The sequence below is a fragment of the Noviherbaspirillum suwonense genome (genome assembly GCF_900182955.1).
Classification (GTDB): Bacteria; Pseudomonadota; Gammaproteobacteria; order Burkholderiales; family Burkholderiaceae_D; genus Noviherbaspirillum_A; species Noviherbaspirillum_A suwonense.
The window spans coordinates 69,835-83,105 of record NZ_FXUL01000003.1 but is presented as its reverse complement, the minus strand read 5'-3'; the positions used below and the strand labels follow the sequence as shown (position 1 = coordinate 83,105).

The window sequence follows — 13,271 nt, the reverse complement described above, 5'->3', positions numbered from 1 at the left end:
CTGCCTAGGTATACTCGACTTTCTAAGGTTTACTAACTCTATTCGTTAAAATACAAACTATAAATTTCTTTTAAAATTCCGTCAGAGATATCAACCGAGGGAAGACCAGCTCGTTTTCCTATTTGCTTTTTGTTTAGCTCAATACCATCTGCGGACAACTGCTGCGCGGCCCAAAGTAATTGCCTACGTTTCTTGTCTCTGTTTGCTTCAGCGATTCGGCGACGAAGTGTGGCGTTAGCATAAAGGGTGTCCAACGCTTGACTGTGGGATAAACCCGCTATGGACGCTAGCGTTGCCGTGAAGATCCGGCTTGGCCGCTGTTCCTTTTCCAAGACTTGATTCAATGCTTTTTCCAACGCAGTCAAGCGACTATGGGAAACAGCCTTTTTAGCAATATCGATATTTTTGCTCACTGTGACTTGAATACTGACCCGTTGCTCCTCAAACCAAGCAAAATCTCTTATTCGAGCACGTATCTCTGCAGCGCTTCCGTTTACTTGTAATAATTTCTGTGATTCAGTTTGTCGAGCGGCATGGCGGGCTAAGATATTGTTTCGATCGCTGAGCAGGCTCGGGACTAGCGTTTTTAAAGTTTTCGGAAAGTGTTTATATAGCCAATCTGAATCTTTAAGCTTTAACAACCAGTAGTGTTTCTGGTAAAACGATGGAGGCCGTAATGGATGTTGTTCTTGCAACTGTAACAGCGCCAGTCGAGAGGCCTCGACTGTCGTTGTATTAATATGCCCCCCGGTTTTGGCCTGTGGTACAAGAATCTTCCCTTCAAGAGCGCATTTCCGGAATTCCTTAGTAGCAGAGTCAAAGTCAACGTTGAGTGCAACGAGCAAACCACAGCACTCAGGGGCGCTCGCCGCATTTAAGTTTGGTCTAAAGCTGAGGCAAGCTGCAGCTCGACCTAACCTGCCAGAACTAAGGATAACTTTGGTTCCTCCGCTAAGTGAAAAGGTGTTTGATAAGACATCCTTATAACTTCCTAAAAAACTATCATCACCGGCTAATAGCGATTTAAAATGTGCATGAACATGTCGATAATCCCACTCAGGTAGTTCGTGATGTAGTGCGCGGATCGATACGTTTATTAGCTTTAACTCCGCAAGCGACAATACCCGGGATCCGCGCGAGACATTTAAACGTTTTCCGCATTGGCATATTATCGCTGGCATGGTCACCATAGACTTCGCGCTTGGAAAGCATGTGAAGCCACAATAAGGGCAGCTAGTCTGTAGTTCGCATAAATGTTTGTGGCAAAAAAAAATGTTAGGTAATTGATGTGCCCTATGCCAGTAAGGTTGCCCAACGTTTTGGTAATCCCATAAAAGGCATTCCGGACAATAACGCGCGTCCGCCCTTTGTCCAAGGTTCCGTTGCACTCCTAAAGATCTAATTGACGAGAGAGTAACGTTACTCCTAGATCCAAACGGCACTGGAATTTTTGACGTACCTGGAAGAGGATTTAGGCTAGAGCTTGCGGCGAAAGTCAGCCAGTAAGGAAGCGTAGTTAATTTTAGAAGATTGTCCTCATAAGTAGTGCCTAGCACACAAAACAATTTATTCAGTCGGTAATCGTAGTCGACCATGTTAAAGTAAGGAGCTTGCAGACGTCGATCGAAGCCAACTGCTTCTAGAAGCGTCCGCCAAGCGCCCCCTCCCATGCTTATACTAACTCGACTTAGCCAGGATCCGAGGATCTCATCTGGATAGGGAGGAGGTACAAATGGCAGACAGAGACTTGTTGTGGACTTACTCATTATGTTGTACCGTTTTCGATATTCTCAGCTTTACACGCTGCGTAAGCCGCATGCGTTTCGGTCCATCGGCGAATACCAGCAAATCGTCTAATGCGCCATTCAACAAGCGGCAAGCTTTTTTCGGCCAGCCGTGCTATTGCACAGTCAATCCTAAATAGCTGATAGGCAAGTGGCGTCTCCTCTAAACACTCGAGCAGCCTTTGGAGACGTGGCAATCGGTCTATGTTTGCCCGAATAAGCTTGTCATCCAAGTGATGCGTCATAAGTGTTCGGCTTATACGGGGTCTTTCGTGCTGGCTCATCAACTTTTTAACATAGTCCGAGACTGCATGAGACAAGCGCGAATCGCGTTCTTGCCAATTTACCCTCGGGTTAGGAACACGCTGTGAATGCAAGTGTCTAGATTTTTCGTGCAGCCATTCTCGATCGTGTCGATATAGCCATGTATAAGTCGAAGCTGCAGCTGAGCGAGCAGCTTTTAAACCGTTTAATTGCTGTGCTTTGATTATCTGCATCCAGTGGGTTCGTCTGGACTTCAATTCAGCCGCGTACCTCCGTCCGGCACATGCCTGTGTCTCAGCCGAAAACTGTGCCCTAAGTCTATATACCGTGCTCAGCGACACGTGATGGATGCTCGCAATCTTCTGGGGCAAAACCCCTTCTTTGAGGTCGCGAATAATTGGGGCTAAACGAGTGGAATTTAGATATTTCGGACGCTCTGAGATTGTGATCCCTAAGGCTTGGCGTTGTTTCACGACCGTCGTTACTGAAAGTCCTAACTCGCGTGCGGCTTTACGGCACGAGAATTGAGTATTTAGCAGTGCATGTAGAGTTGGCTCTGGGACTGATGTGGTTAGCTTATGACTTGAATCAACTTTTGCCGTGGCTGAACTGGGCTGCCCGACTTCGTGGTGCGCGACAGCTTCGATGAACTTGTTAACTGTTTTGAACAGAAAACCGATCAGCAGCAAATAGCATACGGGATGTAAGGATCGCGAAGGCCTGTCAACTAGTGCACGTAGCCAACAGAGAGGAGTCAGTTCGGTAGATAGCAATCGCTCGCGATGAATGAATCCAGCAAAGTCATGGTAGTGTTCACGGACCGCGATCGACAAGGCTAGATGGTCGACGCTACTTTTCCGACCAAATCCAAGTTTAATCAATTCACTAAAAAATACTCTTTGACGATGCTCCGCTTCAAGTGCAGGAAGCCGGGCATTTAATAGATCGTTGGAAAGAACCGCAAAGTCCTTTTGTTGTGGGTCAGAATTGATTCCCCGTTGACTTAGCATGTTTAGTGCGGGGGCTAGGATCAGGCGCTGTTTGTCTACTGGAGATGTGGCAGCGTAATCAAAGAGGTCAAGCCCGTGAAAAATGCACGAGCTTACCCCAGGTAATTGGTGCGAGCGGTGCCAATACGGCACTCCAAAGTTGGCGATATCGGATTCACTACATGCGGAGCAGTAGCGCAAGATTGGAGCAGCTCCGAATCTGTTTGCGACGCGACCCATAATGGTTTTTAGCCTGTTGCCTCCGCCATAAAACAATATTTTCTCAACTGTTCTCTGCCGTTCCCCGGTGAGGAAAGGGCGATGGTATGGATAGATAGTGCCGTTATCAATCAGATCCGCCGTTGAACACCATGGAGAATTTATTCCTAGTCGTCTTTGTAATGTATCAAGTCCCGTAGGCAGATCTACACTCGGAATCAAATTGCTCTCGCCGAAAAATAATTCCATTCTTGCTTTTGGCGTCCCAAGCGCATTTATAGCACCAAGTCGCCCAATTAGCGAGTACAGCAACTCGTCCGGCAATAAATTTGGGACGTGGCAAATACTTAGGCTAGTTAACATGCCTACGCTCGCTTCTTATTCTATTGACGGGCCAACGGATCCTCGCTTGGTAGCGTCCCATCAAAAATGTCGTCGGCCTTTTTCAGAGTGGCATGTGTTCCATTGCGCCGCCTTGTTGCCTTGGGAAGTTCATTAGACATGTCATCAAACTCATCTAGAATGGGATTATCTCGCCCCTTTCTATCATGTGCGGGCTCCACCGCTCCCATGGCCTTTCGAAGTGCCGTATATTGCGGGCTCCATAGCAGATCATCAAAGGCGCGGAGTTTATTCGGGTTTCTGCTGTTTAGTGCCGAAATGGCAGGCTGCAAAAATGCCATATCTGTCGCGGCTGTCCGTAAAAAGGCGATTTCATCAACTACTTCTCGTCCCCCAATCTCGTTACGCTGGGCGAGCATGAATGCTAATGCCGCAAATGCTGTGTTACCTGCGGATACTTTATGCCAAGCATCCATCACATCATCCCGAAGAGGTTCTTTTTTCTTAACAAAACTGTAGTCCCAGTAGGTCTCGCAAAAATCTCTCCAAACCTGATCATTTTTTTTCATCGGCTTAAGGACGGTTTCGCCATATGATGCAATTTTTCGCGCGTTACGGACACTTCCTTCAAACACCGGTTGTACAGCTGGAGTCGCAATCGCCAGAAGTGAAATTCCTAGCCTTTCGATAATCTCACTGAAAAGGTTTAGAACAAAGTGGGCATCTCCTCCACGTGCGTTTCGTAAATTCTGCAGCTCGTCAATCACCAGTAAGCCTAACGACACAGCAGTCGCCACTTGGCCCATTAATTGAACCATCGGAGCTATATTGCGCAGCGACCTTGCTTGACGAACATAATTCGTTTGCAGCAGAGAATCGACATTTTCGAAGAACTGCATACATAAACTTTTCAGTGTTGCGTCGTGGGGAACTCGCAGCACCATATACACAATTTGATGACACTTGAGATGCTGGCCGTTGTATCCGTCATGGCTGATTACCGGCGGATAACGGAGCAGAAACGCATTAGCAAAAGTTGTCTTACCCATTCCGCTAACTGCCATTATAAAATGACCTTTCGCGGACGATTTCCAATTTTCTGGAAATGGCAATCCGTCCGCACCGTTTAAGGCCAGTGCATGCCTTCGCTGTCGATCAATTACCGTTAAGGGATTCCTTGAAACGTAGGCATCGCGCATAATTGTAGCCATGGCAAGAGCCGCCTTTTGATACTCAGGAAATGGAAAAACAACATCATTAAGAGTCGACAACTCCATTAAACGAACAATTTCGTTCGCTTTCCGAGTTTTTGCGGTTGGTTTCGGAGGATAATGAGAAAGCCCAGTGAGGAAGGCAGCTTTCGTCGTTGCGAGAGAGGGCATAGCCTCTATGAAAGGATTTCCGTTGAAGCGTTGGACGCCAGTTTCGGTGTATTTAGCAGAAATAACATTTTCCCACTTCAACGCTTCCTCCTATGTTTCCGAACAGCGTCAAGTTTTCCTAATCGCTCTTCTTCTTCAATTCTTTCCCAGTCAAGCAGACTCGCTGTCACATTTTGTGAAATGTTAGCGGCTGTCTTTTTTCCCGTTTCATTTAAGGCCCTTTTGACCAAATCTGTTTGCTCGGCTCTGGAAGATTGAAGGGTTTTATTGCTTTCTTGTGTGAGCGGTCTAGCGAACACACTTGCGGGTATAGATTTCGAACTAAGGGAGGCTACGCGTCCGAGTCGACTATCGTGCGCAGTTTTCGCCCACAGAAGTGATGTATGAGAAGCTAGGCTCTCTTCTTCGTCCAGCGTTAGACCTGCAATTTCATTCCCACCGCCTTTAGTAATACCAAAGCAAGCCCATTTTCCTTGAGATGTGACGACGAACAACTCATGCGGATCTGTCTTGTCTATGCGAACGGTAACCTGTTTCGCGCGATTTGTAGATTTTGCGGCGAGATCGTCGGATGCTTCGTCTAGCGGTAAATATGGACGTCCTCTATAGCGAACAACACCGCCCGCTATACTAGCCATGTCTGTGGCCAACAATAATCGTTTATAGTCGCCGTCAGAAAATGGTGCCTTCCGCAAACCGATTACGTTTTTTAGCCCCCAAAGATATGCAGCTTTCGGTGACGGGTGGACGCTGGCTTGGGTAAGAACGCGCCTTCTCTTGAGTGCGGTATGGGGTCGATTGTTATGATCATGAATGATTTCGATGAGTACCCTGTAGGCGTCGGCTAACGAGTGGACGGCAGCAGTTTTTGCGCTTCGAGCTGCCCGCTTAGTGTCGGGAGTCATTGGTCGGTCTGCGTACGTGCCCTTCATTCCCTTAACTGCCATCCGTCGCTTGACTTCCCTGATTAGTCTTTCCACGATAGCTTTACCATCAGGGCAGTAGGGCGGAAGAGGAGTAAGTTCGATTCTTAAGTCACACACGACAGCCTGTTCCATCGAATTTGACATGAATTCAGAACCGCGATCAGGGCATATTACGGCTGGCATCTGTCCTACCGGCCATCGTTCGTCATCAATATCTATACCGAGGGCTTGGAAGCGACGTTCACGCGATGTGAAGGCAACCAAAAGTGCATGTCGCACCTCTTCGTACGAGGGCGACTTCAGCGATATGTAGGCAGAGACAATAAATCGGCTCCATCTGTCAACCATTAAATAAATTGTTGGCTTTCCGACATGAGATGGATTTTCCCCTGCTGTTACGAGAAATAGCCGGCCCCCAGTAGAATCAATCTCGTAAACTTCGCCTGGGCCAGTGGCGTAAAGTGAGCCTAGATGCCCTTTATTGCGGCGATGAGTGCGAAGATTACCTGCAAGCCGTTCGCTTAATTGCGCATGACGATCAATGTAATAACTATATTGTCGGGCAGTGACCGGTTCTAGCCGAGCACCTGAAAGGTAATGCGCGTGCAATTCAGGATACCGGCGACGAAATGCTCCAGCCAGGTAGTGTTCATGGGCGCTTGATTTGTACGCTGGACCTTTTTGGAGAAGCGTACGGAAGGTCCGCACCATATCGTCTATGTCCTCGGCGGACACAATGAAATCATTCGGTCCCATTTCCTTCGCAAGAGCTGATTTACGACCTCGACGTTTAGGTTCGCGCTCTAGTTTCTCTACATCTGGGCCTATACTAGCGTACTGGCCTTTGCCCGGCTTAGTCCCTGGAGGTAACTTAAGTAGGGAAAACCTTGTGCGGCCAAAATAATAGTAGCGAAGAACTAGACGGAAAAGAGTGGTGAAATTAACACCAGTTTTCTCTGCTTGTATGCGGATCGTGGCAGTAAATCTCATTCGATCTAGGTTCGCTTCGTTATCGAGGGCTTCTATAACTGGAAAAACCATGGCCCATGCTGATTCCAGTGCGCGCGCTCGTTCAGAATCGGAGGTGGGTGTGCTCGACAAAGCAGGAGGGAGGGTTAGCTGTCCCAAGGTTCCGCCACCTACTTTGATGATCTCTTCTATTTCCGATGGCGTTTTTCTCATCGGGCGTCGCGCAAGCCGTACCTCTTCTGGACCTCCAACCCACATGACGTAGACAAAATCTGCGAAAACGTGAGTTACCCGCAAGTATCGAGCATTGCTTCCGTTCAAGCGGATCACTATGCCCGGTGTTGGTACTGCATTTAAGATTGGCACGAATTCATTCATCATTTAAAACGATTCAGAACCAAGGGCTTATTCATCAATACAGGATGTCGGAGTGAAACCGGTATTCGATCAGACCATGCACTAAAGCTAAAGATATTGGTTGCCGTGGACTGATCGATTCCCAGTCGTTTCGCTATATTTTCAATTAATGTTTGGAGAACTACGTTTGGAATATAGGCGAGCAGAAATTGCTCGACGAATTCGTCCACGATCTTTTCATTTGGTTCGTAACGATTGCGGAACCAGCTGCGTAAAAACCGTAAAGTTTCAAGCACGGTCCTGTCAAATGATGACGTATCAATAAGTGTCCAAGGAATGCCGTGCGCCTGACACCACATAAACTCAACAGCAAGCCGCTGACGCACTTTCGGATCTTTCGCGTCTTCGGCGGTTTTTATACTTGCTGCACGATAGATTATTGGTTTTCCCTCAACCACTTCAGTAAGGAGGAAGTCGATTGTGAATGGCTCGGGATACCCTTCTCGATAGGCATGCTTTATGCCAAGGCTTGAGCAGAGACGAAGCGTTTCATCAATATGAAGAATCGGCCATTGTTCCCGAATGTCAACAATGGAATGTGTTCGCTCAGCAATGTAGAAATAGGTTGTCTCCAACTCGGAGAGCAAGTGGACCGGGCGTCTTACCTTTATTCCTGAAGTCGAAGACGAGGTTCCAGTTGAGGGCACGTCACAAATATTTAGCCAGCGTTTGTAATTCATACGCTCACCTACTCCCCTGCCTCGACGAATTCTGGCCCGAAGATAGGGTGGGTACAAATTGGGGTCAGATCGCCAAAACATACCTAACTGTAAAGCGATTAGTTTGAATTCTCCATGACTTTAGCCAATCAAAGCCCGGGTTCATGGAAAGTACTTGTTCTTGACGTCGGAACGGGAGCCAGGCGTCCGCAGCCTGGGTACGCTCCCGGCCTTCGGCGGACGATGCGCCGCATCGTCCCTGGTTTCATCTTCTCACTCCTGCGAAAGAACGCCTGGCAAGCCCTTCAGGACCGCGGCATTGTGCGTCAGCCGCTCGTGCAGGGTTTGCCGCCATGCGTTGTCCAGCCAGTGCGCGGTGCCGGCAAAGCCGGCCCCGATGCGGTCGAGCAGGATATCGAGATAGCTTGCCGCTTCAGCCTTGCCGCTGAACCCGAAGCGGTGCGCATCGGCCAGCACCGCGTCACGGGATATGTCGAAGCGCCCCACGGATAACTGCATGTGCAGGCGCCTCGGCGTCTCAACCGGGTTAGGGACGACGTCGAAGGCCGGCGCGAGGCGCCAGCGGCCTTCGTCGGCGCGGTAGACGATGGCGTGATTGCGGACGTGATCGTCATCGTTGCCGCATGCCGCGTTGAATACCATGCGGCCGAATAGCTCGACGCGGTCTTCCGGCGGTGAGCCGGCCAGCCGCAGCTCTTCGGCAAGGCGCGGATAACTCCAGCGGTCTGTTTGCGTAAGGTCATCCGGATATTCCGCCTGCAGCAGGGAAGCGGCGCTCACGCACATCAGGCGCCGGCCGAGATGCCGGTCGAACCGGAGCACGCGCACCGCGCTGCGTCCGCCGACGGCTGGGTGGAAAACTGTCGCCGCGAAATCCAGCCCGCTTGCCCTGCCCCATTGCTGGCCGACATGTTCGAGGAGCGGGATGTTGGCGACGTCCGAAGCGATCCCGGGCTTGACCAGCCAGAACTGCAGCGTATCGTCCTGGACCGTGGACTTCGGCCGCGCTCCGCCGACGCTGGCAGTTTGAATCAGCCGGGAACGGATCTTTGCGCGGATCGCCGGGCGACGCTCGGACAATGCCGCCAATTCCTCGACAACCTGGTCGAGCCGGGGCGGCGCGGGGCTGCCCAGATTCGATTTCGGCGCCTTGGCGCTGGCGCCGACGGCGAGCGCCCCCCAGCGGTCGATGTTGCTTGCCGCCTGCAGGTATTGCAGCGGCGGCGCATTGCCGGGCAGGTTGTGCTCTCGTCTCAGCAGCGCCTGTCCCCAGGCATCCGGGCAGGCGTCCCTAAGCACGTCATGCAGGCCCCGATACCGCGTCGCGGCGACGTCCAGGCCTGGCACGAAGCGCAGGTTTACCGGGTCGATCGACCAGGCCAGTCCTGCATCGACGTAGGAAGGGGCATACCGGAAATAGCCCTCGCCGTGCGCGGCAGCCAGGTAGCGGCCCACGGTGACCCACTCGCCGTCATCGGGCCGCTGCAGGTAGACATACAGAGACCTAGAAGTAATCGGCATCGTCGTTTCCCTGCTCCTGCCGGCTGAGCTTGACGCGCTGGCCATGGTCGGCCTGCCACAACACGGGCGGCAATGCCGGCGTTGCCTGATCGGCCACGCCCAGCGCGAGCAGCGCCGTCAGGTAGGCGCCGGTGCTGGCATCCGGGCTTCCCTGCTCCAGCCGGCGCAATGTCGCGCGCGATATGCCAAGTCGCGCGCACAGGTCGGCGCCGGTAATGCGCTGCCGCAGGCGCTGGGTATGGATGCACTTGCCCCACATGACCAGGCGCTCCTGCACCAGCGTCGGCCAGTCTATCGTCGTGGAGAGCTTCTTCGGCATGACGCCTCCGGTTCATAGATAGCGCATTATATTGGATAAAGCGTCATCTATGAACAGTTCAATTGCCGCAATCGCGGGTCAGGCCGGCGCCTGCGCATCCACCATCGACTCGATCGCGTCGATGGAGTCGACCAGGTCGATGTCGAACTCCGTGCTGGAGAAGTCGATGCCGGCGGTCTGCTCCAGGTGCATCACCAGGTTCATCATCGTGAACGAGTCGAGGCGGCCGCTGGAGAACAGCGGCTCGTCGTCGGCGAAGCCGGCGCCGTCGCCCTGGCTTGCCAGCGCCTTTTCAATGAATTCCCGGAGTTGATGCTTGGCTGATGCGTTCATGTGGATGCTCCAAAAAGAGCGGCCATGAAGTGGAGGCGCTCGGTGAGTGTGTGCGTGCGGGAGCCGTCGCCGAAGACATGGATGCCGATGACGAAGGACCAGACGAAGAGGAAGGAGGCGGCGCGCGCCAGCGGCGTGACGGCCGGGCGTATGCCCATGTTGGCGCGGACCTGGGACAGGCCGACGCCAGCCGCCAGCAGCCCGGCGTAGAACAGGTAGCTGGTGTAGCTGGCCAGTGCGCTGGCCAGGCCGTCGCTGGCGACGACGTCGATATTGCGCGTGAAATGCCAGAGCGCATTGCCGACGCCGGCCGCCATGAAGGTCGCGAAAAACATCCGCAGCCGCGGGTGGTTGCGAAACACCCGGAAGAAGGTCGGCATGAAGAACAGGTCGACCAGCAGTTCCTTGAAGTAGTAATGGAATCGGTTGAAATAGTCCATCAGCGTGCGCGCCTGCAGCGGCCGCCAGGAGCCGCGCGGCAGCCTGTAGGCGGCAAGCCGCGCGATGCCGATAAACAGGTGCGCCCAGGCGGCGACCTGCAGCGCATAGCGGGCCGCAGCCAGCACGATGGCCGCCCAGCCCACCAGCCGCGGAAAGGGCCGGCCGGCGAGGAAGGCGTCGATCGCGTCGTCGACGCCGGGCACGGCCACCCGCGCGTCGAAAAGCCAGTCGAGCAGCGCCAGCAGCGCGAACAGCAGGTTGGCCCAGACCAGCAGCTTGATGGCCTTGATCTGCGTGATCGCCGTCTCCCGCGGCGTCTTCGACAGGTGCTTGCGCAGGAAGGCGGCGCCCTTGCCGAACGGCAGGTAGGCCGGACTCCAGAACGGGCGCAGCACCGCCATCTGCAGCGGCAGCGGCGACGGCGTGCGCGAGCGCAGGTCGGCGATGGCGAAGGGCAGGAACCACAGGTAGGGCGTGAAGATGAAGACCGCCGACCAGACCAGCACGCGCGGCCAGCCGTGCAGCAGGCCGGAGCCGCCCAGCACGCACAGCAGCGCTTCGAGCGCCAGCATCAGCAGCAGCGGCCGCCTGGCGATGAGCGACTGCGGCGACTGCCGAACATGCCGCAGCACGGCGTACGATGCGATGAACAGCGCGCACAGCGAGGCCATCGCCAGCACCGGCCCGAGCGAGTCCGTCATCGCTTCCTGCGCCAGCACGGCGCGGATATTGGCCAGGGTGTCGACCTCGCCGAGCAGCGTGTTCAGGCAGGCGCTCAGCCAGGTCGCGGCAAACAGGATGGCGGTGCGCCGCGCCGGCCAGACCACCGCGGCCATCGCGGCGCCGGCCGCCAGCGCGCCGGTCCAGGGGCCGAAATGCGGGATGACCGCCGCCATCGCGGCAAGCAGCAGCAGCGCGCGCCCGGCCGAGGTCTGCGCGAACGCGATGAATCCCTCGCGCTCGTCGATGGCGAGCGCCTGCCGCAGGCCGCCGCCCGCTCCGGGCCTGCCGCCCCGGGCGGCGTCCGGCGCAGACACGTTCACGTAATCTCGTCCGCGAGCAGCTGGCGCAGCGCCTGGCGGTCGACCTTGCCGCTTGCGTTGAGCGGCAGCTCCTGCATCGCGATCACGCGGCTGGGCATCATGTAGGAAGGAATGCGGGCCTTGAGCGCGCCGATGACCTGCTTGAGGTCGATGGCCGCCGCGCCGACGAAGGCGACGATGCCGTGCGCGGCGCCCTGCACCAGCGGCCAGGCCACCGCGCTGACCAGGTCGACCCCGGATGCGACGCGCAGGTGGGCGTCGATGTCGTCGAGTTCGATCCGGTAGCCCAGTATCTTGACCTGGTTGTCGATCCGCCCGAGGCAGTGGAAACGGCCGCCGCGGTCGCGCAGCGCCAGGTCGCCGGTGCGGTACCAGCGCTTGCCCCCGATGACCGGGAACCTGGCCGCGGTCAGTTCCGGCGCGTCCAGGTAGCCGGCTGCCAGCTGTTCGCCCGCGATCAGCAATTCGCCGGGCACGCCGTCGGGCAGCGGCTGGCCGTCGCTGCCGGCGACGCGCGCCTCGCTGCCGGGGAATGGCGTGCCGATGGCGAGCACGTCCCGGCCCGGGGTCAGCGGCAGCGGCTCGTCCAGCTTCTGCGCCAGGCAGCCGACGGTCGCCTCGGTCGGCCCATACACATTGAAGACGGCGCTGCCCGTCGCCGCCTCGCGCCAGGCGGCGACGGTGGACGCTGGCAGCTGCTCGCCGCCGAAGGCGGTGACCCGCAGGTCGGGCAGGCAGCCTGGCGTCAGCGCTTTGACCTGGCGCAGCATGATTGCCAGCGACGGCGCGGAATTCCATACCGTCAGTCCCGCCATGCGGGCGAATTTCACTGCGTTCATCGTGGCGCTGGCGGGCAGCACGTGCAGCGCCGCGCCGGCTTCCCATGTCGCGAACATGTTATGCGCCGACACGTCGAAACTGAGTTCGGAGACGCCCAGCACGCGGTCATCCGCAGTCATTCCGAGCGTCGCGCCGACGGCCTTCAGGTAATGGCGGAAAGCGCCGGCGCTCACCATCACGCCCTTGGGCGTGCCGGTCGAACCGGAGGTGAAAATGATATAGGCGATGTCGCCTGCGGCCACGGCCGCCGGCGCCGGCAGCGGGGCCGGCGGCAGCGACATCAGTTCGATGATGCCGGGCCGGCTGTCCGCCGGGACGGCGGCCGCGTCGCCAGCGTGGACGATCAGGCGCGGGCATGCCGCCAGCACGCGTTCGCCGAGCAGCTTCAGGCCGTCGTCGTCGACGATCAGGGCCGACAGCCGGCATTGGGCCAGCATGTCCAGCAGCCGCTCTTCCGGCTGCTTGAGGCCGAACGGCACGTAGGCGGCGCCGGCCCAGCACGCGCCCAGCGCGGCGACGCAGGCGCCGGCGCTGCGCGAGGCGAGAATGCCGACCCGCAGCGGCGCGGCGCCGTCATCGCGTTCGCCCCATGCCGCATGCAGGCACGCGGCCAGGCGGCCGGCGCGCGCCGCCAGCTCGCCATAGCTCAGCGCGATGTCCCGATACACCACCGCGGGCGCGTCGGCGCTCTCGGTCGCGCGGCGATGGACATCGCACGCGAGATTGAAATTCCCGGTCATTAACCCGATCCTTGAAGTGTGCTGCCGGCCCCTGGGGCATGCCGGGCCGTGCCAGTCGGCGC

Annotated in this window: 10 protein-coding genes and 1 pseudogene; all 11 read right to left on the bottom strand. The window is 55.8% G+C overall.

Annotated elements, in window-relative coordinates; translation table 11 throughout:
- Positions 1-38: 38 nt before the first annotated feature.
- Positions 39-1,190 (bottom strand): hypothetical protein, encoded by a 1,152-nt coding sequence (locus QOL82_RS05965; protein ID WP_283441340.1) that lies wholly within the window; start codon positions 1,188-1,190, stop codon positions 39-41.
- Between the two features lie 63 nt (positions 1,191-1,253).
- Positions 1,254-1,766: pseudogene (locus QOL82_RS29235) on the bottom strand (TniQ family protein); the annotation flags it as partial.
- Complete coding sequence (locus QOL82_RS05960) at positions 1,766-3,619, bottom strand: TnsD family Tn7-like transposition protein (RefSeq protein WP_283441339.1); 1,854 nt, start codon at positions 3,617-3,619, stop codon at positions 1,766-1,768. The gene QOL82_RS05960 and the pseudogene QOL82_RS29235, both read right to left, overlap by 1 nt.
- A 20-nt stretch (positions 3,620-3,639) precedes the next feature.
- Complete coding sequence (locus tag QOL82_RS05955) at positions 3,640-5,061, bottom strand: ATP-binding protein (RefSeq protein ID WP_283441338.1); 1,422 nt, start codon at positions 5,059-5,061, stop codon at positions 3,640-3,642.
- Entirely contained in the window at positions 5,058-7,256 is a 2,199-nt protein-coding gene (locus QOL82_RS05950) for a hypothetical protein (RefSeq protein ID WP_283441337.1), read from the bottom strand. The genes QOL82_RS05955 and QOL82_RS05950 overlap by 4 nt, the downstream gene beginning before the upstream one ends.
- Positions 7,253-7,972, bottom strand: coding sequence for a TnsA endonuclease N-terminal domain-containing protein (locus QOL82_RS05945; RefSeq protein ID WP_283441336.1), 720 nt, complete (start codon positions 7,970-7,972; stop codon positions 7,253-7,255). Before QOL82_RS05945 ends, QOL82_RS05950 begins: the two co-directional genes overlap by 4 nt.
- A 252-nt stretch (positions 7,973-8,224) precedes the next feature.
- Positions 8,225-9,493, bottom strand: coding sequence for a type II toxin-antitoxin system HipA family toxin (locus tag QOL82_RS05940; protein WP_283441335.1), 1,269 nt, complete (start codon positions 9,491-9,493; stop codon positions 8,225-8,227).
- The gene (locus QOL82_RS05935) at positions 9,477-9,812 is read right to left on the bottom strand and encodes a helix-turn-helix domain-containing protein (RefSeq protein WP_283441334.1); all 336 of its coding nucleotides are present in this window, start codon (positions 9,810-9,812) and stop codon (positions 9,477-9,479) included. Before QOL82_RS05935 ends, QOL82_RS05940 begins: the two co-directional genes overlap by 17 nt.
- A 78-nt stretch (positions 9,813-9,890) precedes the next feature.
- Positions 9,891-10,145, bottom strand: a complete 255-nt coding sequence (locus QOL82_RS05930; protein ID WP_283441333.1) for a phosphopantetheine-binding protein — start codon at positions 10,143-10,145, stop codon at positions 9,891-9,893.
- The gene (locus QOL82_RS05925; protein ID WP_283441332.1) at positions 10,142-11,629 is read right to left on the bottom strand and encodes a hypothetical protein; all 1,488 of its coding nucleotides are present in this window, start codon (positions 11,627-11,629) and stop codon (positions 10,142-10,144) included. The genes QOL82_RS05930 and QOL82_RS05925 overlap by 4 nt, the downstream gene beginning before the upstream one ends.
- The gene (locus tag QOL82_RS05920; RefSeq protein ID WP_283441331.1) at positions 11,626-13,209 is read right to left on the bottom strand and encodes an amino acid adenylation domain-containing protein; all 1,584 of its coding nucleotides are present in this window, start codon (positions 13,207-13,209) and stop codon (positions 11,626-11,628) included. Before QOL82_RS05920 ends, QOL82_RS05925 begins: the two co-directional genes overlap by 4 nt.
- Positions 13,210-13,271: the final 62 nt, after the last annotated feature.

What these genes read in the sequence shown, in the direction of transcription:
- QOL82_RS05965 (WP_283441340.1), bottom strand. Translation starts at nt 1,190, where the DNA reads ATGGTGACCATGCCAGCGATAATATGCCAATGCGGAAAACGTTTAAAT.
- QOL82_RS05960 (WP_283441339.1), bottom strand. Translation starts at nt 3,619, where the DNA reads ATGTTAACTAGCCTAAGTATTTGCCACGTCCCAAATTTATTGCCGGAC.
- QOL82_RS05950 (WP_283441337.1), bottom strand. Translation starts at nt 7,256, where the DNA reads ATGATGAATGAATTCGTGCCAATCTTAAATGCAGTACCAACACCGGGC.
- QOL82_RS05945 (WP_283441336.1), bottom strand. Translation starts at nt 7,972, where the DNA reads ATGAATTACAAACGCTGGCTAAATATTTGTGACGTGCCCTCAACTGGA.
- QOL82_RS05940 (WP_283441335.1), bottom strand. Translation starts at nt 9,493, where the DNA reads ATGCCGATTACTTCTAGGTCTCTGTATGTCTACCTGCAGCGGCCCGAT.
- QOL82_RS05935 (WP_283441334.1), bottom strand. Translation starts at nt 9,812, where the DNA reads ATGCCGAAGAAGCTCTCCACGACGATAGACTGGCCGACGCTGGTGCAG.
- QOL82_RS05930 (WP_283441333.1), bottom strand. Translation starts at nt 10,145, where the DNA reads ATGAACGCATCAGCCAAGCATCAACTCCGGGAATTCATTGAAAAGGCG.
- QOL82_RS05920 (WP_283441331.1), bottom strand. Translation starts at nt 13,209, where the DNA reads ATGACCGGGAATTTCAATCTCGCGTGCGATGTCCATCGCCGCGCGACC.